Source organism: Bradyrhizobium sp. DOA1 (assembly GCF_001593325.1).
GTDB lineage: Bacteria > Pseudomonadota > Alphaproteobacteria > Rhizobiales > Xanthobacteraceae > Bradyrhizobium.
In genome coordinates this window covers 6,680,256-6,702,467 of record NZ_JXJM01000001.1, presented here as the reverse complement: position 1 = coordinate 6,702,467, position 22,212 = coordinate 6,680,256, and the positions used below count along the sequence as shown (strand labels likewise).

General features: G+C 64.5%; 19 protein-coding genes. 11 read left to right on the top strand and 8 right to left on the bottom strand.

What is annotated here, in order from left to right:
* Window positions 1-9: 9 nt before the first annotated feature.
* On the bottom strand, window positions 10-678 hold the full coding sequence (ccmB, locus tag SE91_RS30995; protein ID WP_061850354.1) for a heme exporter protein CcmB: 669 nt from the start codon (window positions 676-678) through the stop codon (window positions 10-12).
* A gap of 52 nt (window positions 679-730) precedes the next feature.
* Window positions 731-1,333 (bottom strand): heme ABC exporter ATP-binding protein CcmA, encoded by a 603-nt coding sequence (gene ccmA / locus SE91_RS30990; protein WP_061850353.1) that lies wholly within the window; start codon window positions 1,331-1,333, stop codon window positions 731-733.
* A 240-nt stretch (window positions 1,334-1,573) separates the two neighbouring features.
* Between ccmA and acnA the strand changes: the two genes are divergently transcribed.
* The 3 genes from acnA to SE91_RS30975 all read left to right on the top strand — a co-directional run bounded on the left by acnA (window position 1,574) and on the right by SE91_RS30975 (window position 6,254).
* Complete coding sequence (gene acnA, locus SE91_RS30985) at window positions 1,574-4,294, top strand: aconitate hydratase AcnA (RefSeq protein WP_060734490.1); 2,721 nt, start codon at window positions 1,574-1,576, stop codon at window positions 4,292-4,294.
* Window positions 4,295-4,513: 219 nt separating this feature from the next.
* Window positions 4,514-5,290 (top strand): DUF1223 domain-containing protein, encoded by a 777-nt coding sequence (locus SE91_RS30980; RefSeq protein WP_061851417.1) that lies wholly within the window; start codon window positions 4,514-4,516, stop codon window positions 5,288-5,290.
* 592 nt (window positions 5,291-5,882) lie between these two features.
* A complete protein-coding gene (locus tag SE91_RS30975) occupies window positions 5,883-6,254 on the top strand; it encodes a DUF2794 domain-containing protein (RefSeq protein WP_061850352.1) in 372 nt (123 codons plus the stop codon).
* 102 nt (window positions 6,255-6,356) lie between these two features.
* Here SE91_RS30975 and SE91_RS30970 read toward each other — a convergent pair whose 3' ends face one another.
* The 4 genes from SE91_RS30970 to SE91_RS30955 form a co-directional block, all read right to left on the bottom strand.
* Window positions 6,357-6,887 (bottom strand): GNAT family N-acetyltransferase, encoded by a 531-nt coding sequence (locus tag SE91_RS30970; RefSeq protein ID WP_061850351.1) that lies wholly within the window; start codon window positions 6,885-6,887, stop codon window positions 6,357-6,359.
* Window positions 6,888-7,159: 272 nt separating this feature from the next.
* The gene (locus SE91_RS30965; protein ID WP_008538981.1) at window positions 7,160-7,951 is read right to left on the bottom strand and encodes a Bax inhibitor-1/YccA family protein; all 792 of its coding nucleotides are present in this window, start codon (window positions 7,949-7,951) and stop codon (window positions 7,160-7,162) included.
* A 280-nt stretch (window positions 7,952-8,231) separates the two neighbouring features.
* On the bottom strand, window positions 8,232-10,802 hold the full coding sequence (locus SE91_RS30960; protein WP_061850350.1) for an ABC transporter permease: 2,571 nt from the start codon (window positions 10,800-10,802) through the stop codon (window positions 8,232-8,234).
* On the bottom strand, window positions 10,799-11,521 hold the full coding sequence (locus tag SE91_RS30955) for an ABC transporter ATP-binding protein (RefSeq protein WP_061850349.1): 723 nt from the start codon (window positions 11,519-11,521) through the stop codon (window positions 10,799-10,801). The genes SE91_RS30960 and SE91_RS30955 overlap by 4 nt, the downstream gene beginning before the upstream one ends.
* A 55-nt stretch (window positions 11,522-11,576) precedes the next feature.
* On the opposite strand from SE91_RS30955, the gene SE91_RS30950 reads away from it, so the two are divergent.
* Both SE91_RS30950 and thpR read left to right on the top strand, forming a co-directional pair.
* A complete protein-coding gene (locus tag SE91_RS30950; RefSeq protein WP_061850348.1) occupies window positions 11,577-12,212 on the top strand; it encodes an arylesterase in 636 nt (211 codons plus the stop codon).
* A 172-nt stretch (window positions 12,213-12,384) separates the two neighbouring features.
* Window positions 12,385-12,921 carry an RNA 2',3'-cyclic phosphodiesterase gene (gene thpR, locus SE91_RS30945; protein WP_061850347.1) on the top strand — a complete coding sequence of 179 codons (537 nt, stop codon included), beginning with the start codon at window positions 12,385-12,387 and terminating at the stop codon, window positions 12,919-12,921.
* Window positions 12,922-12,925: 4 nt separating this feature from the next.
* Here the strand turns inward: thpR and SE91_RS30940 are convergent, their stop codons facing one another.
* Both SE91_RS30940 and SE91_RS30935 read right to left on the bottom strand, forming a co-directional pair.
* Window positions 12,926-13,330 carry a type II toxin-antitoxin system VapC family toxin gene (locus tag SE91_RS30940; protein ID WP_061850346.1) on the bottom strand — a complete coding sequence of 135 codons (405 nt, stop codon included), beginning with the start codon at window positions 13,328-13,330 and terminating at the stop codon, window positions 12,926-12,928.
* Window positions 13,330-13,584, bottom strand: coding sequence for a type II toxin-antitoxin system VapB family antitoxin (locus SE91_RS30935; RefSeq protein ID WP_061850345.1), 255 nt, complete (start codon window positions 13,582-13,584; stop codon window positions 13,330-13,332). Before SE91_RS30935 ends, SE91_RS30940 begins: the two co-directional genes overlap by 1 nt.
* 184 nt (window positions 13,585-13,768) lie before the next feature.
* Here SE91_RS30935 and zapE point away from each other — a divergent pair, with 184 nt between their 5' ends.
* The 6 genes from zapE to SE91_RS30905 all read left to right on the top strand — a co-directional run bounded on the left by zapE (window position 13,769) and on the right by SE91_RS30905 (window position 22,063).
* Window positions 13,769-14,953, top strand: a complete 1,185-nt coding sequence (gene zapE, locus SE91_RS30930) for a cell division protein ZapE (protein WP_061850344.1) — start codon at window positions 13,769-13,771, stop codon at window positions 14,951-14,953.
* Window positions 14,954-15,192: 239 nt separating this feature from the next.
* The gene (gene mdh, locus SE91_RS30925; protein ID WP_025032846.1) at window positions 15,193-16,161 is read left to right on the top strand and encodes a malate dehydrogenase; all 969 of its coding nucleotides are present in this window, start codon (window positions 15,193-15,195) and stop codon (window positions 16,159-16,161) included.
* A 208-nt stretch (window positions 16,162-16,369) separates the two neighbouring features.
* Window positions 16,370-17,566 (top strand): ADP-forming succinate--CoA ligase subunit beta, encoded by a 1,197-nt coding sequence (gene sucC, locus SE91_RS30920; RefSeq protein ID WP_061850343.1) that lies wholly within the window; start codon window positions 16,370-16,372, stop codon window positions 17,564-17,566.
* Window positions 17,567-17,570: 4 nt separating this feature from the next.
* Window positions 17,571-18,050 carry a DUF1579 family protein gene (locus SE91_RS30915; protein WP_008538937.1) on the top strand — a complete coding sequence of 160 codons (480 nt, stop codon included), beginning with the start codon at window positions 17,571-17,573 and terminating at the stop codon, window positions 18,048-18,050.
* Window positions 18,051-18,083: 33 nt separating this feature from the next.
* Window positions 18,084-18,968 (top strand): succinate--CoA ligase subunit alpha, encoded by an 885-nt coding sequence (sucD, locus tag SE91_RS30910; protein WP_008538936.1) that lies wholly within the window; start codon window positions 18,084-18,086, stop codon window positions 18,966-18,968.
* Between the two features lie 137 nt (window positions 18,969-19,105).
* Window positions 19,106-22,063 (top strand): 2-oxoglutarate dehydrogenase E1 component, encoded by a 2,958-nt coding sequence (locus SE91_RS30905; protein ID WP_061850342.1) that lies wholly within the window; start codon window positions 19,106-19,108, stop codon window positions 22,061-22,063.
* The last annotated feature ends 149 nt before the right edge of the window (window positions 22,064-22,212 follow it).

Sequence of the window (22,212 nt, the reverse complement as noted above, 5' to 3'; positions counted from 1 at the left end):
CGCCCCCTCTCAGTCGAGTCCATGCCGCAGGCTGGCTGCGGCCGCGAACGGGCCGATCACGAGGCTGACCAGCGACAGCGCGCACAGGATCGAGAATGGCGCGCCGAACGTCATGGGACCGACGATCACGGCCTGCGAGGCTGCAACGCCGAAAATCAGCACTGGAATCGACAGCGGTAGCACCAGCACGGCCATCAGCAGCCCGCCGCGATGCAGGGTCACTGCCAGCGCCGCGCCGATCATGCCGGTGAAGGTCAGCGCCGGCGTTCCCGCCAGCAGCGTCAGCGCCACCGCGCCGGTCGCGACCACGTCGAGATTGAGCAGGAGGCCGAGCACGGGGGTTGCGACAATCAGTGGCAGGCCGGCGGCCAGCCAATGCGCCAGCGCCTTGGCGGCGCAGGCGAGTTCCAGCGGCGTCCGGCTCATCGTGATCAGGTCGAGCGAGCCATCCTCGTGGTCGGCCATGAACAGCCGGTCCAGGGTCAAAAGGCTGGCGAGCAGCGCCCCCAGCCACAGGATCGCCGGCCCCAGCCGCGACAGCAGCGCCAGATCCGGCCCGACCGCGAACGGCATCAGCACCACCACGGTGAGGAAGAACAGCACCCCGATCAGCGCCCCGCCGCCGACGCGAAGCGCGATCTTGATATCCCGGCGGATGAGCGCGGAGAGGGCAGTCATGGCGCACCCCGTGCAGGCTGGCCGCCTGAAAAAAGCTGAGGGTCCATCGAAATCACGCGACACCCCCGATCCGCAACTCGCGCGATTCGATCCCCAGCGGGGCGTGGGTCGCGGCGATGATCAGGCCGCCGCGGGCGAGGTGCTCCCGCATCAGGCCGCCGAACATCTCCTGGCCGGCGACGTCGAGCGCGTTGGTCGGCTCGTCCAGCAGCCAGACCGGACGTCGGACGCTCAGCAGCCGGGCCAGCGACAGGCGGCGGCGCTGTCCCGCCGACAGGAAGCCCGCCGGCAGATGAGTGGCGTGGTCGAGCCCGACGGTGGCGAGGCTCTCGGCGGCATCAAGGCGTTCGCCACCCAGGAAATCGGCCCAGAATGCCAAATTTTCCTGAACGCTCAGCGCCGGCTTCAGGGCGTCGCGATGGCCGAGATAATGGCATTGCTCCGCCAAGGTCAGCTCGCCATCGCCCCCCTCCAGCGCGATCGTCCCGCCGGCCGGAACGAGCAGGCCTGCGATCAGCCGCAGCAGCGAGGTCTTACCCGATCCGTTGCGGCCTACGACCGCCACGGCCTCGCCCGAGGCGGCCGCGAAATCGAGTTCGGCGAACACCTCGCGGCCGCCCCGCACGCAGCGGAGTCCGCGGCCGTGAAGCTGCATCTCGCCTCGATTCAACCCGCTCAAGGCCAGGCCTCAGGAAAACTTGGGGTAGCGCATGGGAATTTTTGGCTCGGGAATTGCTGCGGCACGATTGTGGCTGTGGCGGCGCGGTTAGAAAGCTTCTATAAGCCCGGAACTACTTGATGCAGCAACTCAACCTGCCCCTGCAAGCGGCCCAGCCTGATACGCTGACGGTGTTAAAATACCCTGCCGGGTATAACTAACAATTGGGATTCCTACATGACCTCGCTCGACAGCTTCAAATGCAAAAAGACTCTCAAGGTCGGCGCCAAGACCTATGTCTATTACAGCCTGCCCACGGCCGAGAAGAATGGTCTGAAGGGAATTTCCAAACTTCCCTATTCGATGAAGGTCCTGCTCGAGAATTTGCTGCGCAACGAGGACGGCCGCTCGGTCAAGAAGGAAGACATCGTTGCGGTGTCGAAATGGCTGCGCAAGAAGTCGCTGGAGCATGAGATCGCGTTCCGCCCGGCCCGCGTGCTGATGCAGGACTTCACCGGCGTGCCCGCGGTGGTCGACCTCGCCGCGATGCGCAACGCGATGCAAAAGCTCGGCGGCGATGCCGAGAAGATCAATCCGCTGGTGCCGGTCGACCTCGTCATCGACCACTCCGTGATCGTGAACTTCTTCGGTGACAACAAGGCTTTCGGCAAGAACGTCACCGAGGAATACAAGCAGAACCAGGAGCGCTACGAGTTTCTGAAATGGGGTCAGAAGGCGTTTTCGAACTTCTCCGTCGTGCCGCCCGGCACCGGCATCTGCCACCAGGTCAATCTCGAATATCTCTCCCAGACGGTCTGGACCAAGAAGGAGAAGATGACGGTCGGCAAGAAGACCGGCACCTTCGAGGTCGCTTATCCGGACTCGCTGGTCGGTACCGACTCCCACACCACCATGGTCAACGGTCTCGCCGTGCTCGGCTGGGGCGTCGGCGGCATCGAGGCGGAAGCCTGCATGCTCGGCCAGCCGCTGTCGATGCTGCTGCCCAACGTCGTCGGCTTCAAGCTGAAGGGCGCGATGAAAGAAGGCGTGACCGCGACCGATCTCGTGCTCACCGTGACGCAGATGCTGCGCAAGTTAGGGGTGGTCGGCAAGTTCGTCGAGTTCTTCGGCCCGGGCCTCGACAATCTCTCGGTCGCCGACAAGGCGACGATCGCCAACATGGCGCCCGAATACGGCGCGACCTGCGGCTTCTTCCCGGTCGACGCCGCCGCGATCGATTACCTCAAGACCTCGGGGCGCGCGGCGCCGCGCGTTGCGCTGGTGCAGGCCTATGCCAAGGCACAGGGGCTGTTCCGCACTGCCAAGTCGCCCGATCCGGTGTTCACGGAAACGCTGACGCTCGATCTCGCCGACGTCGTGCCGTCGATGGCCGGTCCGAAGCGTCCCGAGGGGCGCATCGCGCTGCCGTCGGTCGCCGAAGGCTTCTCGCTTGCGCTCGGCAGCGAGTACAAGAAGGCCGAGGAGCCCAACAAGCGCTTTGCCGTCGAGGGCAAGGACTTCGAGATTGGCCATGGCGACGTCGTGATCGCCGCCATCACCTCCTGCACCAACACCTCGAATCCGAGCGTGTTGATCGGCGCGGGCCTGCTGGCCCGTAACGCCGCCGCGAAAGGCCTGAAAGCAAAACCGTGGGTGAAGACCTCGCTCGCCCCGGGCAGCCAGGTCGTCGCCGGCTATCTCGCCGACTCCGGTCTGCAGAAGGATCTCGACAAGGTCGGCTTCAACCTGGTCGGTTTCGGCTGCACCACCTGCATCGGCAATTCCGGTCCGCTGCCCGAGGAGATCTCGAAGTCGATCAACGACAACGGCATCGTCGCGGCCGCCGTGCTCTCCGGTAACCGCAACTTCGAAGGCCGCGTCTCGCCGGACGTGCAGGCGAACTATCTGGCCTCGCCGCCGCTGGTCGTCGCCCATGCGCTCGCCGGCAGCGTCACTAAGAACCTCGCCGTCGAGCCGCTCGGCGAGGGCAAGGACGGCAAGCCGGTGTACCTCAAGGACATCTGGCCGACGACCAAGGAGATCAACGCCTTCATGAAGAAGTTCGTGACCGCGTCGATCTTCAAGAAGAAGTATGCCGACGTGTTCAAGGGCGACACCAACTGGCGCAAGATCAAGACGGTCGAGAGCGAGACCTATCGCTGGAACATGTCGTCGACTTATGTGCAGAACCCGCCCTATTTCGATGGCATGAAGAAGGAGCCGGAGCCGGTCACCGATATCGTGGAGGCGCGCATCCTCGCCATGTTCGGCGACAAGATCACCACCGACCACATCTCGCCGGCCGGTTCGATCAAGCTGACCTCGCCTGCGGGCAAATATCTCAGCGAGCACCAGGTGCGCCCCGCCGACTTCAACCAATACGGCACGCGCCGCGGCAACCACGAAGTGATGATGCGCGGCACCTTCGCCAACATCCGCATCAAGAACTTCATGCTGAAGGGCGCCGACGGCAACATTCCGGAAGGCGGCCTCACCAAGCACTGGCCCGACGGCGAGCAGATGTCGATCTACGACGCTGCCATGAAGTACCAGGAAGAGAAAGTGCCGCTGGTCGTGTTCGCCGGCGCCGAATACGGCAACGGCTCCTCGCGCGACTGGGCCGCGAAGGGCACGCGTCTGCTCGGCGTTCGCGCCGTGATCTGCCAGAGCTTCGAGCGCATCCATCGCTCCAACCTGGTCGGCATGGGCGTGCTGCCGCTGACCTTCGAGGAAGGCACCTCCTGGCAGTCGCTGGGCCTGAAGGGCGACGAGAAGGTCACGCTGCGCGGCCTCGTCGGCGACCTCAAGCCGCGCCAGAAGCTGACCGCGGAGATCGTCTCCGGCGACGGTTCGTTGCAGCGCGTTTCGCTGCTTTGCCGCATCGATACGCTGGACGAGCTCGACTACTACCGTAACGGCGGCATTCTGCACTACGTGCTGCGCAAGCTCGCGGCCTAAGCGCGGATTTGTGAACGATGGCTCACTGCGAAGTGAGTAGAAGCCTGAACGAAGGCGGCCTATCACAAGGCCGCCTTCGCGCGTTTGCGGCACGTTTCGGATGGGCCCGCCCGGCGGAAAACTTCGCGTTGGACGGATGAACGTGCCGTGCCCGTAAGACTACGGTGACCATCAGGCGATAGAATCTTCCTCGACGAGTGACGGTGTGTGACGTTCGACATGACAGCAATGACGGCTTCTCATCTGGTTTCGCGTTGGTCTGGTGCGCTCTGGTCGGGAGCTCTGGGCATCTGTGCCATCGTCGCCGTCATCCGCCCCGCCGAGGCTGAACCCCGCGCCGTCGTCGAATTATTTACCTCTCAGGGCTGCTCGTCCTGCCCGCCCGCCGACAAGATCATCGGCGATCTCTCCAAGGATCCCTCTGTGATCGCGCTGAGCATGCCGATCGACTATTGGGACTATCTCGGCTGGAAGGACACGCTGGCGGATTCGCGCTTCTCTGCACGGCAGCGTGCCTATTCGCGCATGCGCGGCGACCGCGAGGTCTACACGCCGCAGGTCGTGGTCAACGGCTCCACACATGTCATCGGCAGCGATCGCACCGGCATCGAGAATGCGATCGGCAAGACCGACAAGGGCGTGGGCGTGATGAGCGTGCCGGTGACGATGTCGCTCTCGGGTAAGCAGATCAACGTTTCGGTGGCCGCGAGCAAGGAGCCCGCGGTCTCCCACGGCGAGGTCTGGATCTGCTCGATCGCCAAGTCGGTGCCGATCACGATCACCCGCGGTGAGAATCGTGGACAGCAGGTCACCTATCACAATGTGGTGCGCAATCTGCTCAAGGTCGGTGACTGGACCGGCCGTCCGGAATCTTGGACGGTGCCGATCGAGAACCTCACGCGCGACGGCGTCGACGGCGCGGTGGTCTATATCCAGGACGGCAGCGGGGAGAAGCCGGGCCCAATGCTGGGTGCCGCGTACACGTCGCTGCACTGATTTTCAGAATTTCTCGTAGACTCCGCTCTCGACCCTCATGGTGAGGAGCGCGCCCTTGCGCGCGTCTCGAACCATCCAAGGCCCCCGCTGATGACGCCGGACCTTTCATCCTTCGAGACGCCGCGCAAGGACGCGGCCCTCAGGATAAGGGGAAAGAGTCTTCACGCAAACGAGACGGATGGCGCATCGGCAGAAACATCCCGACACAAACAAAAAAGGACCAACTTGCGTTGGCCCTCCTTGCCGTGCGTACAGACCCGATCCTGTTCGACCCCGGGGGGCTGGGGGCTGAGGAATCCGGAACCGAAAGGACCGGGTCAACGCACGTGAGTCTTTTCGCAACGCAGGGCGGCGGGCGCTTGGCGGAAAAGCGGCGACACTATGATTCCTGCTAACGATCCCGTGACGGTTCGTCGCGACAGAGTTCCACTTTTGCGTGTGCCATGATTCTCACCCGATTCGATAGGTTGAACAAGGAGCCCCTTGCGGCCGGGAACGGTTGGCGCGATCATGCAATTGTCATGATCCCCTCGGGTTCCGGGACGGTTTCGCGGGACGCGGGTCATTGTGGTGAGATGAGGAGGCGCTTCCCATGAGTCTGATGTCGGAGGATGCCGATCCGAGCGAGCAGCGCGCGGCGGCGCGCCCCGCCGCTACGACTGCGCAGCCCAACCGGGTGACGTTCAACCGGCTGGAGCTGCATCGTATTCTCAATCTCTACGGCCGCATGGTCGCCGACGGCGAGTGGCGCGACTACGCCATCGACTTCCTGAAGGACCGCGCCGTGTTCTCGGTCTATCGCCGCGCCTCCGAGGTGCCGATCTATCGCATCGAGAAGGACCCGCGGCTCGCGCGCAAGCAGGGCATGTACAGCGTGATCTCGGCGACGGGTCTGATCCTGCGCCGCGGTCATGAGCTCGAGCGCGTGCTGCTGGTGATCGACCGGAAGCTGGCGGTGGTCTGACGACCGTCTTGTAGCCCGGATGAGCGAAGCGACATCCGGGAATCGCGTAGCACCGTTCCCGGGTATCGCTTCGCTCACCCGGGCTACGAGAATTACAGCGCCCTACTTCCCCGGCACCGTGGCCGCGCCCTCGCCGAGTCCGCGCTGCATCATCACCGTGTCGAGCCAGCGGCCGAATTTCAGGCCGACATTGGGATGCGTGCCGATCATCCTGAAGCCGCCCTTGGTGTGAAGGCCAATCGAGCCGGCATTGGCGGAATCACCGATCACCGCGATCATCTGGCGGAAGCCGCGCGCCTCGCATTCGACGATCAGCCGCTCCAAGAGCAGCGAGCCAACACCGCGGCGGTGGAAGGCGGGATCGAGATAGATCGAGTTCTCCACCGTGAAGCGATAGGCCGGCCGCGGCCGGTAGGCGCCGGCATAGGCATAACCGGCGACGCGGCCGTCGAGCATGGCGACGAAGTAGGGATAACCGCCGTCGATCAGCGCGCGATAGCGGCGTGTCATCTCGGCAAGATCGGGCGGCTCCAGCTCGAAGGTCGCGGTGCCCTCGCGGACGGCCTGCTGGTAGATGGCGGTGATGGCGGGAAGGTCGGCCTCGGTCGTGGGCCTGATTTCAGGTGCGGACATGGCGGGAAGATTAGAGCCTTCCCGGGACTGCCGGAAGGGGTTCCGCCGCCTCCACCCCCGTCATTGCGAGTGCAGCCTCATTCTCCGTGGTCATGCCCCGCGCAGGCGGGGCATCCAGTACGCCGCGGCCTTTCGATTTAATTACGGACGTCACGGCGTACGGGATCGCCCGCCTCCGCGGGCGATGACAGCGCGGGTCTGACAAAATGCCCCCTCAAACAAAAACCCCGGCCTCTCGGCCGGGGCTAATGTCGTTCACTCTGGTTTCGCGCTTACTCGCGCTGGCCGAGGAGCTGCAGCAGCAGCGTGAACAGGTTGATGAAGTTCAGGTACAGCGACAGCGCACCGGTGATGGCGGCACGCTCCGCAACCTCACCGCCGGCGGAAGCGTAGCCGTAGATGTAGTCGTTCTTCAACCGCTGGGTATCCCAGGCCGTGAGGCCCGAGAACACCAGCACGCCGACCACCGACACGATGAACTGCAGCAGCGAGCTGGCCAGGAACAGGTTCACAAGGCTGGCGAGGACGATGCCGATCAGGCCCATGAACAGGAACGAGCCCATGCCGGTCAGGTCACGCTTGGTGGTGTAGCCGTAGAGGCTGAGTGCACCGAAGGTCGCCGCGGTGATGAAGAACACCCGCACGATCGAGGTGTGCGTGAACACCAGGAAGATCGACGACAGCGAGATGCCCATCAGTGCCGCGAACACCCAGAACAGGATCTGGGCGGTCGAGGGCGCGAGACGGTTGATGCCCGCCGAGATCACGAACACCATCGCAAGCGGCGCCAGCATGAACAGCCACTTGAGGGGGCTCACGAACATCGCGTAGCCAAACGGCGTCAGGAACAACTTGCCGACGCGGACGGATTCCGCCGTCGGAACGTCAGTCACGGCCGCCATGTAGACGCCGAGCGCAGCCAAGCCGGTGATGGCGAGGCCGATGCTCATGTAGTTGTAGATGCGCAGCATATATGCGCGCAGGCCGGCATCGACCGTCGCGGCGTCGACACGCCCGGCGGCCCTGCCGAAAGGAGAAGCGTAGTTACGGTCTAGGTCCGACATGGTCGAATTCCCGTTGGTTGGCCCGGTCCGGCACGAGGGTCGCCATGCCGCCGGTTCGTCAAATCTATCTCGGATGCCGATGCCAGCCGACTAAATTTTGGCTCACAATCGGGGCTCCGAACCCACTCGATATGTGGGAAACTAACACATTCGCTGCAACCTTCCACGCGCGGCTGAATGTCGCCCTCGGCGGCAATCCTGACGGGAAGCTGACGGGCAGTCGTGGTTAATCGGAAGAATCGTGCGATTCCGTGCCGGCACGCCCACCCGCTACATTTTGTCACAAATTCCGCAACACCGTCGCAGGCTTTTTGTTCAATGCCAGCAGCGTGCCGGCGAGCCCAAGCCCGACGGTGACGACAAGCGCGGCCGCGACCACGCCGGCCGCGCTGCCGGCCTGCCAGACGAAGCTCAGCGTCATCAGCCGCGTCACGATCATCCAGGCCGCCACGCTGCCGGCGATCACGCCGAACAATGCGGTGGCGAGTCCGATCAGGAGGTATTCGAGCGCATAGGCGCCAAGCAGCCGCAGCCGCGTCGCGCCCAGCGTTTTCAGGATCACCGCGTCATAGACCCGGTGGCGATGGCCGGCGGCGAGCGCCCCGCCCAGCACCAGGATCGCCGAGATCAGGGTCACGGCGCTGGCGCCGCGGATCGCGAGCGCGAGATTGGTCACGACGGAGCCGACCGTCTCCATCACCTCGCGCACGCGCACGCTGGTCACCATGGGATAGGCGTCGGCGACCTGCTTGATGATGTTGCCGTCGGCCGCGGCATTGCCGCCGGCTTCGGTCAGCGTCGCGATATGGGTATGCGGCGCGCCCTTGAACGCGTTCGGCGAGAAGACCAGCACGAAATTGATGCCGAGCCCCTGCCAGTCGATGGTGCGCAGATTGCCGATTCTAGCCGGAATGTCGCGGCCGAGCACGTTGACCACGATCTCGTCGCCGAGCTTGAGGCCGAGGCCGTCAGCGATCTTCTTCTCCATCGAGACCAGCGGCGGGCCCGAATAGTCCGCGCTCCACCATTCGCCCTCGACCACCTTGGAGCCTTTCGGCAGCTCGCTGGTGTAGGTCAGCCCGCGGTCGCTTTGCAGCACCCATTCGGAATCGGTGGAGGGCTTGAGCTCCTCGGCGCGCAACCCCCGCGCGCCGACGATGCGGCCGCGCAGCATCGGCACGTCCTCGATCTTGGCGCCGGGGGCGATCTGGCGCAGATAGCCGTCGAACTGCTCGGCCTGCGTGCTCGGAATGTCGATGAAGAAGAACGATGGCGCCTGATCGGGGAGGGCTGCCAGGAATTGGCGGCGCAGATTGCCATCGATCTGGGTGATGGTGACGAGCACGGCGAGCCCAAGCCCGAGCGACAGCACGACCGACGGCGTCAGCGCGCCGGGCCGGTGGATGTTGGCGATCGCCAGCCGCAGCATCGGCAGCTGCGTGCGCGGCAGCCGCCGCGCGATCGCCATCAGCAGCGCGGCAATGCCGCGGAGCAGGGCGAACACGACGACCGAGGAGGCCACGAACACCGCGGCGATGCGCTTGTCGAACGAGAGCCCGACCACGACCGCGATGAGGAGGACGATCACGACGGCCATGAAGACGAGATAGCCCGCGCGCGGCCGGTGCCATTCGGAGCTGACGGTGTCGCGGAACAGCGCGGCCACCGGCACGTCATGGGCGCGGCCGAGCGGCCACAGGCCGAAGGCGAGCGCGGTGAGCAGGCCGTAGACGAAGGACAGCGCGAGCTCCCCGGCATGCACGGCCGGCACCACCGGCAGCGGCAAAAGCTTGCCAAACAGGCCGACGATGGCAAACGGCATGGCGGCGCCGAGCGCAAGGCCGATCGCCGAGCCGATGGCGGCGAGCAGGAGGACCTGCGCGAGATAGATGCCGAACACGTCGCGGCCGGTGGCGCCGACGGCCTTGAACGCCGCGATCACCTCGAGCTTGCGGTCGATATGGCTCTTCACGGCATTGGCGACACCGACGCCGCCGACCAGCAGCGCGGCAAGGCCGACCAGCGTCAGGAACTGAGTGAAGCGGTTGATGTTGCGCTCGAGCTGCGGCGAGGCGTTGGAGCGGCTGCGGACCTCCCAGCCGGCCTGCGGCGCGGCACTGCGCGCGTCCGCGATGAAGCTCTCGGTGGCGCGCTCGCTGTTGGCGCCGTCAGGCAGCTTCACCCGGTAGACCCAACGCACCAGGCTGCCGGGCTGGATCATGTCGGTGGCGCGCAGGCCCGCCTCGCTGATCAGGAAGCGCGGTCCGAAGCCGATGCCGCCGGCGAGCTTGTCCGGTTCGGCTTCGACCGTCGAGCGGATCTGGAACGTCGCCGAGCCGATGCTGACGCGGTCGCCGACCTTCAGCGACAGCCGCGTCAGCAACGTCGGATCGGCGGCGGCACCGAAGGCGCCGTCGCGCTCGGCGAGCAGCTCGGACATCGCCAGCTGCGGCGCAAGCTTCAGCTGGCCGAGCATCGGATAGGTGTCGTCGACCGCCTTCATTTCGACCAGCGCCAGCTTGCCCTCGTCCGAGCGCGCCATGCCGCGCAAGGTGGCGGCGGTCGACACGGTGCCGCGCGAGCGCAGGAAGGCGACTTCGTCGGGCTTGGCCTCGCGCTGGAACAGCACGAAGGAGACGTCGCCGCCGAGCAGGGTGCGGCCTTCGCGCGCGAGGCCGTCGGAGAGGCTCGCCGACACCGAGCCGACGCCGGCGATCGCCATCACGCCGAGCGCGATGCAGGCGATGAAGACGTAGAAGCCGCGCAGGCCGCCGCGCAATTCGCGCAGCGCGTAGCGCAGCGACAGTGCAACGCCGTTAGGCTTCGTGAAGGGTTCGGCAGCAGTGCTCATGCGGGCGCGGACTGCGTGTCGATGCGCCCGGAGCGCAGGCGAATGACGCGGTCGCAGCGATGCGCCAGCGAGGAATCGTGCGTCACCAGCACCAGGGTCATGCCGCGCTCGGCATGCTTGCTGAACAGGAGATCGACGATCTGCTTTCCCGTGGCCTCATCGAGATTGCCGGTCGGCTCGTCGGCGACGAGGATGGCGGGGTCGGGCGCCAGCGCGCGCGCGAGCGCGACGCGCTGCTGCTCGCCGCCGGAGAGCTGCGTCGGGTAGTGATGCAGGCGATCGCCGAGCCCGACCGACTGCAGCTCCTGCGCCGCGCGCTTTGCGGCATCCGGATTGCCGGCGAGCTCGAGCGGCACGGCGACGTTCTCCAGCGCCGTCATGGTCGGAATCAGATGGAAGGACTGGAAGACGATGCCGACCTGGCGGCCGCGGAAGCGGGCCAGCGCGTCCTCGTCGAGGGCATTGAAAGGCGTGCCCGAGACCACCACCTCTCCGCTATCAGGACGCTCCAACCCCGCCATCACCATCAGCAGCGTGGATTTGCCCGAGCCTGACGGGCCGATCAGGCCGATCGTCTCGCTCCGGCCGACGCGCAGGCTGATATCCTTGAGGATGTGAACGCGTGCCGCGCCCGTGCCCAATGAGAGATTGACGTTGGAGATGGCGATGGTGTCCGCAGTATCTGCGGCGAGCGAAGAGGTTTCGATGCGAGTGTCCATGGTCCGGTCATATGGCAACTCCGCTGGCCCGGTCGAGAGGCGTTACGGATTGTTCATGCACATAGCCGTGTTGATGCTCGCTTTGATGACGATGGCGCACCCCGCCTGGGCGGAAGCGTCAAAGCCGGTCAAGCTCGTCGTTCTCGGCGACTCCTTAAGTGCGGGCCTCGGCCTGCCAGCCCGCGAGGCATTCCCCCAAAAGCTTCAAAAATCGTTGCAGGCCAAAGGCATAGCGGTCGACATGATCAATGCCGGGGTGTCCGGCGACACCACCTCCGGCGGCCGCGACCGGCTCGACTGGTCGGTGCCGGACGGAACCGAGGGCGTCATCGTCGAGCTCGGTGCCAATGACGCGCTGCGCGGTCTCGATCCCGATGTGACGCGCGCCGCGCTCACCGAGATCATCCAGCGGCTCAAGGCGCGCAAGATCGCGGTGATGCTGTGCGGCATGCTGGCGCCGCCGAATTACGGCGCCGAATACGCGGCGCGCTTCAATTCGATTTATCCGGATCTGGCGAAGACATTCGACGTGCCGCTCTATCCGTTCTTCCTCGAGGGCGTCGCGGCCGATGCCAAGCTCAACCAGGCGGACGGCATCCATCCGACCGCGGCCGGTGTCGACATCATCGTCGGCAACATCATGCCCACGGTAGAGGCATTTGTTGGCACGATCGCTGGGCAACGGCGTTGAAACGCAGGCAGCGTTCACCGGTATTCCCAGGGATTTACCGGGGTGAGGGCGCCTAAGCTTCGCAGAGTCACACAACTGCGATAGGAATCAGGGTACCGGTGATTCGTCGCCGGCTCTAATTTGGATATGATCCTGCTCAGGGACCGTAGCCAAGCATCGGGAGTGCGAAACGATGCCGCGTTTGTTCACCGGTCTGGAAATTCCGGCCGAGATCGGCCAGTCGCTTTCCAACTTGAGGGGTGGCCTCCCCGGCGCCCGCTGGATCGATCCCGAAAATTATCACGTCACCTTGCGCTTCATCGGCGACATCGACGGTGTCTCCGCCAACGAGATCGCCTCGATGCTGTTTCGCGTCGACCGCAAGCCGTTCGAGGTGAAGGTGCAGGGGCTCACGAGCTTCGGCGGCCGCAAGCCGCGCGCGGTCGTCGCGACGATCGCGCCAAGCAAGCCGCTGATGGAATTGCAGGCCGAGCTCGAACGCATGATGCAGCGGATCGGCCTCGATCCCGAGGGGCGCAAGTTCATCCCGCACGTCACGCTGGCCCGGCTGCATGATGCCTCCGATCGCGACGTCGCCGACTATCTCTCGCTGCGCGGATACTTTCCGAGCAAGGCGTTCATGGCGGAGCGGTTCGTGCTGTTCTCCTCGCGCGCATCGACGGGCGGCGGACCGTATGTGGTCGAGGACGCCTACGAGCTGTGTGAGTAGCGTGTCATTCCTGCGGCGTCGCGCCTGCCCCGCGGACGTCGGTCTTCGCGAAGTCTTCGCCTTTGAAAAGCAGTGGTTCGTTGCTCGTGATCGCGAGCGCGTAGGAAAAGCAGTCACCGTAGTTGAGCGACGCGGCGTGGTGTCCTTTGCCGTAGCGTCGCCAGGCGCGTCGTGCTGCATCGGCTTGTACGGTATCGACCGCCACGACTTCCGCGCCGATCTTCACGAGCCAGAGATCGAACTCACGCCCGCCTGCATCACCCAGCCGCGTCTCGATCACCATCGTTGCTTCGAGCACTGTTGCCGCAGAGATCAGGCGGATCGGATCGTCCGCGATCAGTTGCTCGATACCGGCTGCATCGTTTTCGTTGAGTGCGATGGCCACGATCGCCGATGTATCGATCACCATCAGCGCGGCAATCCGTGCTCGTCGTATCCGAGAATTTCTTCGGGCGTGCGATCGTCCAAGGCTCGCATTTCGCTCCAGCGTCGCCTGATCTCCGCCATGTCTTCGAGCAGTGCGTCCTTGCGGGTTTGACCGCCGAGCCGGCGCAATCGCTCCTCGATGGCGCGCTTGGTGGCGGTCGTGATGTTCTCGCCGGTCAGTTGCGCGAGACTTCGCGCCAATTGCTCCGTTTCGGGGTCCTTAATGCTCAGCGCCATATCGAGGTTCCTTGGTCCCTTATCAGGTATATTCTACCCTCGTGAAGGGCAACATGGAAGGCGCAGGGGGATATCCGCGGGCGGAATTAGGCTTGCAGCTGATCTCTCCGCCGAGGAGGAAGTGCATGAGCCGTTGCGCCAATACACGGTTGCAATTTGCATCGGTCTCTGGCGGTAAGGGGCCATGCTTTCGACCCCCAGTTCCCCTTTCAGCGAAGCCTATCAGGCTGAGATCGCCTCCGGCGCGATCGAGCCCGATGCTGCGCAGGCCGAGGTCGCCGAGGCCTATGCGGCGCTCGACCAGCGGCTCGCTGACTACAAGCCGCAGCGCAAGCAGGGCCTGCTCAGCCGCCTGTTCGGCAGCGACAAGGACGAGGCGCCGCGCGGGCTCTACATCCATGGCGAGGTCGGCCGCGGCAAGACCATGCTGATGGACCTGTTCTTCCAGCACGCCTCGGTCGAGCACAAGCGCCGCGCGCATTTCCACGAGTTCATGGCGGAGGCACATGAGCGCATCTACGACTATCGTCAGAGCATCGCGCGCGGCGAGATCGCCGATGGCGACGTCATCGCGCTGACCGCGACTGCGATCTTCGAGGAGAGCTGGCTGCTCTGCTTCGACGAATTCCACGTCACCGACATCGCGGACGCGATGATCCTGGGCCGCCTGTTCGCGAAATTGTTCGAGCTCGGCACCGTCGTCGTCGCGACCTCCAACGTCGCGCCCGAGGATCTCTACAAGGGCGGCCTGAATCGATCGCTGTTCCTGCCCTTCATCAAGCAGATCACCGACCACATGGACGTCGCGCGGCTCGACGCGCGCACCGACTTCCGCCTGGAGAAGCTTCAGGGCGTGCCGATGTGGCTGACGCCGGCAGATGCCGATGCGGATGCGGCGCTGGACCGCGCCTGGTCGAAAATGTCGGGCAGCGCCAAATGCAAGTCGCGCGATATTTCGATCAAGGGCCGCATCCTGCACGTGCCGTGCTCGGCCCATGGCATCGCGCGATTCTCCTTCACCGATCTCTGCGAGAAGCCGCTCGGGGCATCCGACTACCTCAGGCTCGCGCAGGATTATCACACCATCCTGGTCGACCATATTCCAGTGATGGATTCCTCCCAGCGCAACGCCGCCAAGCGCTTCATCACGCTGATCGACACGCTCTATGACAATGCGGTGAAGCTGATGGCCTCGGCCGACGCCAACCCGATCTCGCTCTACCTAGGCCATGAGGGCAATGAGGCCATGGAGTTCAAGCGGACGGCGTCGCGTCTGATCGAAATGAGCTCGGAATCCTATCTGGCGCTGCCTCACGGCCGCAAGGATTCCACCGCCAGCGGCTCCACCAAGGGCCTGGTCGAGACTTAAGTCCTATTTGCCAGCGCTGTCATTTCCGGGCGCGCGCAGCGCGAGCCCGGAATCCATACTCCCGATGGGGGTTATGGATTCCGGACCTGCGCCTGTCGGCATTCCGGAATGACAGACAAGATATGGCTGCTATCGCGCCAAGCCCGACAATTGGGCATCCACCGACTTGAACGGGGGAGGCGAAAGGGATAACCACCCTCCCAGTTTTCCCTCCTTACGTGTCTAAAGGACAGGTTCACATGGCGCGCGACAAGATTGCTTTGATTGGCTCCGGTCAGATCGGCGGAACGCTGGCTCATCTCATCGGCCTGAAAGAACTGGGCGACGTCGTGATGTTCGACATCGCCGAGGGCGTGCCGCAGGGCAAGGCGCTCGACATCGCGCAGTCCTCGCCGGTCGACGGTTTTGACGCGCACTACACCGGCGCGAACTCCTATGAGGCGCTCGACAACGCCAAGGTCTGCATCGTCACCGCCGGCGTGCCGCGCAAGCCCGGCATGAGCCGCGACGACCTCCTCTCCATCAACCTCAAGGTCATGGAGCAGGTCGGTGCCGGCATCAAGAAGTACGCGCCCGACGCCTTCGTCATCTGCATCACCAACCCGCTCGACGCGATGGTCTGGGCGCTGCAGAAGGCATCTGGCCTGCCGCACAAGAAGGTGGTCGGCATGGCCGGCGTGCTGGATTCGGCGCGCTTCCGCTATTTCCTGGCCGACGAGTTCAACGTCTCGGTCGAGGACGTCACCGCCTTCGTGCTCGGCGGTCACGGCGACACGATGGTGCCGCTGGTGAAGTACTCCACGGTCGCCGGCATTCCGCTGCCCGACCTCGTCAAGATGGGCTGGACCTCGCAGGCGCGCCTCGACGAGATCGTCGACCGCACCCGCAACGGCGGCGCCGAGATCGTGAACCTGCTCAAGACCGGCTCAGCGTTCTACGCGCCGGCGGCGTCCGCGATCGCGATGGCCGAGAGCTATCTGAAGGACAAGAAGCGCGTGCTGCCTTGCGCCGCCTATCTCAACGGCGAATACAGCGTGAAGGACATGTATGTCGGCGTGCCCGTCGTGATCGGCGCCAAGGGCGTCGAGCGCGTCGTCGAGATCGAGCTCGCCGGCAAGGACCGCGAGGCCTTCGACAAGTCGGTCGGTGCCGTGCAGGGTCTGGTCGATGCCTGCAAGAAGATCGCACCCGATCTTCTCGGTCGCTAACCGCCAGCAACGCCCCGCCGGAGACCGAAAATCGGTCTTCGGCGGTTTCACTTCCGGCGCCCATTGACCGGGCGGGTCCCGGGTTCGACAGTCCAGAGATCTCGAAATCAAAGAAACCGTGTTGCAGTTCCTGTGGTATATGGTATGCCAGCCACAAGACTGAGGTGGGCCCTTGAGGTCACCGCCCGCGGGTTCAGGGAGCGACCATATGAATATCCATGAATATCAGGCCAAAGCGCTGCTGGGTGAGTTCGGCGTGCCGATCTCCAAGGGTGTGCCGGTCCTCAAACCCGCCGACGCTGAGGCCGCCGCCAAGGCGCTCCCCGGCCCGGTCTATGTGGTGAAGAGCCAGATCCATGCCGGCGGCCGCGGCAAGGGCAAGTTCAAGGAAGCCTCTGCCGGCGACAAGGGCGGCGTCCGCATCGCCAAGTCGGCCGCAGAGGTCTCCGAGTTCTCCAAGCAGATGCTCGGCGCAACGCTCGTGACCGTGCAGACCGGACCGGCCGGCAAGCAGGTCAACCGCCTCTACATCGAGGACGGCTCCGACATCGACAAGGAGTTCTACCTCTCGATCCTGGTCGACCGTGAGACGTCGCGCGTCTCCTTCGTCGTCTCGACCGAAGGCGGCGTCAACATCGAGGACGTCGCGCACAACACGCCCGAGAAGATCGTCACGTTCTCGGTGGATCCCGCCACCGGCATCATGGGCCATCACGGCCGCACGGTTGCGAATGCGCTCAAGCTCTCCGGTGATCTCGCCAAGCAGGCGGAAAAGCTCACCGCGCAGCTCTATGCGGCATTCATCGCCAAGGACATGTCGATGCTGGAGATCAACCCGCTGGTCGTGACCAAGCAGGGCCAGCTCCGCGTGCTCGACGCCAAAGTGTCGTTCGACGACAACGCGCTGTTCCGCCATCCCGAGGTGCTCGCGCTGCGCGACGAGACCGAGGAAGACGCCAAGGAAATCGAGGCGTCCAAGTACGACCTCAACTACGTCACGCTCGACGGCAATATCGGCTGCATGGTCAACGGCGCCGGTCTTGCCATGGCGACGATGGACATCATCAAGCTCTACGGCATGGCGCCGGCGAACTTCCTCGACGTCGGCGGCAGCGCCAGCAAGGAAAAGGTCGCGGCCGCCTTCAAGATCATCACCGCCGATCCCAACGTGAAGGGCATCCTGGTCAATATCTTCGGCGGCATCATGAAGTGCGATGTGATCGCCGAGGGCGTCACCGCTGCGGTTCGTGAAGTCGGCCTCAGCGTGCCCCTGGTGGTCCGCCTCGAAGGCACCAATGTCGAGCTCGGCAAGAAGATCATCCGTGAATCCGGCCTCAACGTGGTGCCGGCCGACAATCTCGACGACGCCGCGCAGAAGATCGTGAAGGCCGTCAAGGGAGGCTAAGGCCATGGCCCAGGACCATCTCGCCGCATCATCTCCGCTCCCCGAGCACGCGCGTCTTTCCGCGTTCGCCGGCGAATGGGATGGCGAAGAGGTGGTCTTCCCGTCGCGCTGGACGGCGGGCGGGCCGGCCACATCGCGTACCGTCGCGCGCATGGACCTGAACGGGTTCTATCTGATCCAGGACAGCGTCCAGATGCGCGACGGCAAGCAGGTCTTCGCCACCCACGGCATCTTCACCTTCGACCGCGACGACCGGACCTACAAATTGTTCTGGTACGACTCGCTCGGCTACACGCCGCCCTCGCCCGCCTCCGGCGGCTGGGTCGGCAAGACCCTGACGCTGGTGCGCGGCTCGCTCCGCGGCAATGCGCGCCACGTCTACGAGATCATCGACGACAATTCCTACTCGTTGAAGATCCAGTTCTCGCCGGACGCGGAAGGCTGGGCCGACGTGCTCACCGGCGTCTACCGCCGCATCCACTGACCTCTCACTCGTTAGTTCGCGAAAGCAGATCTCATGTCCATCCTGATCGACAAGAACACCAAGGTCATCTGCCAGGGCTTCACCGGCAAGAACGGCACCTTCCACTCGGAGGCCGCGATTGCCTACGGCACCAAGATGGTCGGCGGCACTTCGCCCGGCAAAGGCGGCGCGACGCATCTGGGCCTGCCGGTGTTCGACACCGTGCGCGAGGCGCGTGAGAAGACCGGTGCGGACGCGTCGGTGATCTACGTGCCGCCGCCGGGCGCGGCGGACGCGATCTGCGAAGCGATCGACGCCGAGATTCCGCTGATCGTCTGCATCACCGAGGGCATTCCAGTCGTCGACATGGTGCGCGTCAAGCGCTCGCTGCTCGGCTCCAAGTCGCGCCTGATCGGGCCGAACTGCCCGGGCGTCATGACCGCCGGCGAGTGCAAGATCGGCATCATGCCCGCCAACATCTTCAAGACCGGCTCGGTCGGCATCGTCTCCCGCTCTGGCACGCTCACCTATGAAGCCGTGTTCCAGACCTCCCAAGAGGGCCTTGGCCAGACCACCGCGGTGGGCATCGGCGGCGACCCGGTCAAGGGAACCGAATTCATCGACGTCCTCGAAATGCTGCTGGCCGACCCCAAGACCGAATCCATCATCATGATCGGCGAGATCGGCGGTTCCGCCGAGGAGGACGCCGCCCAGTTCCTCAAGGACGAGGCCAAGCGCGGCCGCAAGAAGCCGATGGTCGGCTTCATCGCCGGTGTCACCGCACCTCCCGGCCGACGCATGGGCCATGCCGGCGCGATCATCTCGGGCGGCAAGGGCGATGCCGGTTCCAAGACCGAGGCGATGAAATCGGCTGGAATCACGGTGTCTCCGTCGCCGGCACGCCTCGGCCATACGCTTGCCGAAAAGTTGAAGGGCTAATTCACTTCTTCGTGCTTTTCCGGGCGAAGTTTCGCAGCAAATAGGGTAAATGGTGCCAATCGCGTCGGGCCTCTGCCGGGGAGCCCGACGCCAGCGCCGTTTGTTATGCGCGAACCGAAATCGCCAGGAACTCAAGTATGTCTCGCCAAGACGCGAACGCAGCCTTTGCCCTCTCCTCCTTTTTGCAGGGCACCAACGCCACCTACATCGACGAAATCTACGCCCGCTACGAGAAGGACCCGTCCTCGGTCGACGCCGAGTGGCAGGAGTTCTTCAAGAGCCTGAACGACCAGCCCGGTGACGTCCGGAAGAATGCCGAGGGCCCGTCCTGGGAGCGCGACAACTGGCCGCTGACCCCGCAGGATGACCTCACCTCCGCCCTCGACGGCAATTGGGCCGAGGTCGAGAAGGCGGTCGGCGGCAAGATCGCCGCCAAGGCGCAGGCCAAGGGGGCGGGGCTCTCCTCCGCCGATTTGCTGCAGGCGACGCGCGACTCCGTCCGCGCCCTGATGCTGATCCGCTCCTACCGCATGCGCGGCCACTTCCATGCCAAGCTCGATCCGCTCGGCATCGAAGCCCAGCGCAACCGCGAAGAGCTCGACCCGCGCACCTACGGCTTCGTTGAGGCCGATTTCGACCGCAAGATCTTCCTCGACCACGTGCTCGGCCTCGAATACGGCACGCTGCGTGAGATCACCGCGATCTGCGAGCGCACCTACTGTCAGACGCTCGGCGTCGAGTTCATGCATATCAGCAATGCCGCGCAGAAGGCCTGGATTCAGGAGCGCATCGAGGGGCCGGACAAGGAGATATCGTTCACCCGCGAAGGTCGCCGCGCCATCCTGATGAAGCTGGTCGAAGCCGAAGGCTTCGAAAAATTCTGCGACACCAAGTTCACCGGCACCAAGCGCTTCGGCCTCGACGGTGGTGAAGCACTGATCCCAGCGCTGGAGCAGATCATCAAGCGCGGCGGCAATCTCGGCGTGAAGGAAATCGTGCTGGGCATGCCGCATCGTGGCCGCCTCAACGTGCTGACCCAGGTGATGGGCAAGGCGCACCGCGCACTGTTCCACGAGTTCAAGGGCGGCTCGGCCAATCCCGACGCGGTCGAAGGCTCCGGTGACGTCAAATATCACCTCGGCGCCTCCTCGGACCGCGAGTTCGACGGCAACCGCATTCATCTGTCGCTGACCGCCAACCCCTCGCATCTCGAGATCGTCGATCCCGTGGTGCTCGGCAAGGTCCGCGCCAAGCAGGACCAGCACGGTGATCCCCCGGACATGCGGATCTCCGTCATGCCGCTCTTGATGCACGGCGACGCCGCGTTCGCCGGTCAGGGCGTGGTCGCGGAATGCTTCGGCCTGTCGGACCTGAAGGGTTACCGCACCGGCGGCTCGGTGCACTTCATCGTCAACAACCAGATCGGCTTCACCACCTATCCGCGTTATTCGCGTTCGTCGCCGTACCCGTCGGACGTCGCGAAGATGATCGACGCGCCGATCTTCCACGTGAACGGCGACGATCCGGAAGCCGTCGTGTTTGCCGCGAAGGTCGCGATCGAGTTCCGGCAGAAGTTCCACAAGCCGGTCGTCATCGACATGTGGTGTTATCGCCGCTACGGCCACAATGAGGGCGACGAGCCGGCGTTCACCCAGCCCGTGATGTACAAGCGGATCGCGGCCCATCCCTCGACCCTCACTCTCTACTCCAAGCGCCTGATCGCCGAAGGCGTGGTCACCGAGGGTGAGGTCGACAAGCTGAAGGCCGACTGGCGCGCGCGGCTCGATGCCGAGTTCGAGGCCGGCACCTCCTACAAGCCGAACAAGGCCGACTGGCTCGACGGCAAGTGGTCCGGCTTCAAGATCGCTGACCAGGAAGAGGACGCGCGCCGCGGCGTCACCGGCGTCGACCTGCCGATCCTGAAGGACATCGGCCGCAAGATCACCAAGGTGCCGGACGGCTTCCGCGTCCACCGCACCATCCAGCGCTTCCTGGAGAACCGCTCGAAGGCGATCGAGAGCGGCAACGGCATCGACTGGGCGACCGGCGAAGCGCTGGCGTTCTGCACGCTGCTCAACGAAAACCACCATGTCCGCCTGTCCGGACAGGATTCGGAGCGCGGCACCTTCTCGCAGCGCCATTCGGTCCTGATCGACCAGGAGGACGAGAGCCGCTACACGCCGTTCAACCATCTCGGTCACGAGCAGGGCCATTACGAGGTCATCAACTCGCTGCTGTCGGAAGAGGCCGTGCTCGGCTTCGAATACGGCTATTCGCTCGCCGAGCCGAACACGCTGACCTTGTGGGAAGCCCAGTTCGGCGACTTCGCCAACGGCGCGCAGGTCGTGTTCGACCAGTTCATCTCCTCGGGCGAGCGCAAATGGCTGCGCATGTCCGGTCTCGTCTGCCTCCTGCCGCACGGCTATGAGGGCCAGGGACCGGAGCACTCCTCGGCGCGCCTGGAGCGTTTCCTGCAGATGTGCGCGGAAGACAACATGCAGGTGGTCTATCCGACCACGCCGGCGAACTACTTCCACGTTCTGCGCCGGCAGCTGCATCGCGAGATCCGCAAGCCGCTGATCGTGATGACGCCGAAGTCGCTGCTGCGTCACAAGCGCGCCGTGTCGCGCCTCGACGAGCTCGCCAAGGACACGACCTTCCACCGCATCCTCTATGATGACGCGCAGATGCTGCCGAACGAGGCGATCAAGCTCGTCCCCGACGAGAAGGTGCGTCGCATCGTGCTGTGCTCCGGCAAGGTCTATTACGACCTCTACGAGGAGCGCGAGAAGCGCGGCATCGACGACATCTATCTGATGCGCGTCGAGCAGCTCTATCCGGTGCCGCTGAAGGCGCTGGTGGCCGAGCTGTCGCGCTTCAAGAAGGCCGAGATGGTGTGGTGCCAGGAAGAGCCCCGCAACATGGGCGCCTGGCACTTCATCGAGCCCTATCTGGAATGGGTGCTGAACCAGGTGAACGGCGCGAGCCGGCGTCCGCGCTATGTCGGCCGCGCCGCTTCCGCCGCGACCGCCACGGGTCTGATGTCCAAGCATCAGGCGCAGTTGAAGGCGTTCCTGGACGAAGCACTGAGCTGAGAAGTTTTTGACGCTGTCATGCCCCGCGAAGGCGGGGCATCCAGTACTCCTCGGCTTCTCGTTTTATCACGAAAGTCACGGAGTACTGGATTGCCCCGCCCCAGTGCGCAGGTGCGCACAAGGCGGGCAATGACGTATGAATTCATGAC

Coding starts and splice junctions, on each gene's coding strand:
- acnA (WP_060734490.1), top strand. CDS start 1,574: ATGACCTCGCTCGACAGCTTCAAATGCAAAAAGACTCTCAAGGTCGGC.
- SE91_RS30965 (WP_008538981.1), bottom strand. CDS start 7,951: ATGTCGGACCTAGACCGTAACTACGCTTCTCCTTTCGGCAGGGCCGCC.
- sucC (WP_061850343.1), top strand. CDS start 16,370: ATGAATATCCATGAATATCAGGCCAAAGCGCTGCTGGGTGAGTTCGGC.
- SE91_RS30935 (WP_061850345.1), bottom strand. CDS start 13,584: ATGGCGCTGAGCATTAAGGACCCCGAAACGGAGCAATTGGCGCGAAGT.
- SE91_RS30915 (WP_008538937.1), top strand. CDS start 17,571: ATGGCCCAGGACCATCTCGCCGCATCATCTCCGCTCCCCGAGCACGCG.
- SE91_RS30955 (WP_061850349.1), bottom strand. CDS start 11,521: ATGGACACTCGCATCGAAACCTCTTCGCTCGCCGCAGATACTGCGGAC.
- SE91_RS30940 (WP_061850346.1), bottom strand. CDS start 13,330: ATGGTGATCGATACATCGGCGATCGTGGCCATCGCACTCAACGAAAAC.
- SE91_RS30975 (WP_061850352.1), top strand. CDS start 5,883: ATGAGTCTGATGTCGGAGGATGCCGATCCGAGCGAGCAGCGCGCGGCG.
- mdh (WP_025032846.1), top strand. CDS start 15,193: ATGGCGCGCGACAAGATTGCTTTGATTGGCTCCGGTCAGATCGGCGGA.
- SE91_RS30905 (WP_061850342.1), top strand. CDS start 19,106: ATGTCTCGCCAAGACGCGAACGCAGCCTTTGCCCTCTCCTCCTTTTTG.
- sucD (WP_008538936.1), top strand. CDS start 18,084: ATGTCCATCCTGATCGACAAGAACACCAAGGTCATCTGCCAGGGCTTC.
- SE91_RS30950 (WP_061850348.1), top strand. CDS start 11,577: ATGCACATAGCCGTGTTGATGCTCGCTTTGATGACGATGGCGCACCCC.
- ccmA (WP_061850353.1), bottom strand. CDS start 1,333: ATGCAGCTTCACGGCCGCGGACTCCGCTGCGTGCGGGGCGGCCGCGAG.
- ccmB (WP_061850354.1), bottom strand. CDS start 678: ATGACTGCCCTCTCCGCGCTCATCCGCCGGGATATCAAGATCGCGCTT.
- SE91_RS30960 (WP_061850350.1), bottom strand. CDS start 10,802: ATGAGCACTGCTGCCGAACCCTTCACGAAGCCTAACGGCGTTGCACTG.
- thpR (WP_061850347.1), top strand. CDS start 12,385: ATGCCGCGTTTGTTCACCGGTCTGGAAATTCCGGCCGAGATCGGCCAG.
- zapE (WP_061850344.1), top strand. CDS start 13,769: ATGCTTTCGACCCCCAGTTCCCCTTTCAGCGAAGCCTATCAGGCTGAG.
- SE91_RS30970 (WP_061850351.1), bottom strand. CDS start 6,887: ATGTCCGCACCTGAAATCAGGCCCACGACCGAGGCCGACCTTCCCGCC.
- SE91_RS30980 (WP_061851417.1), top strand. CDS start 4,514: ATGACAGCAATGACGGCTTCTCATCTGGTTTCGCGTTGGTCTGGTGCG.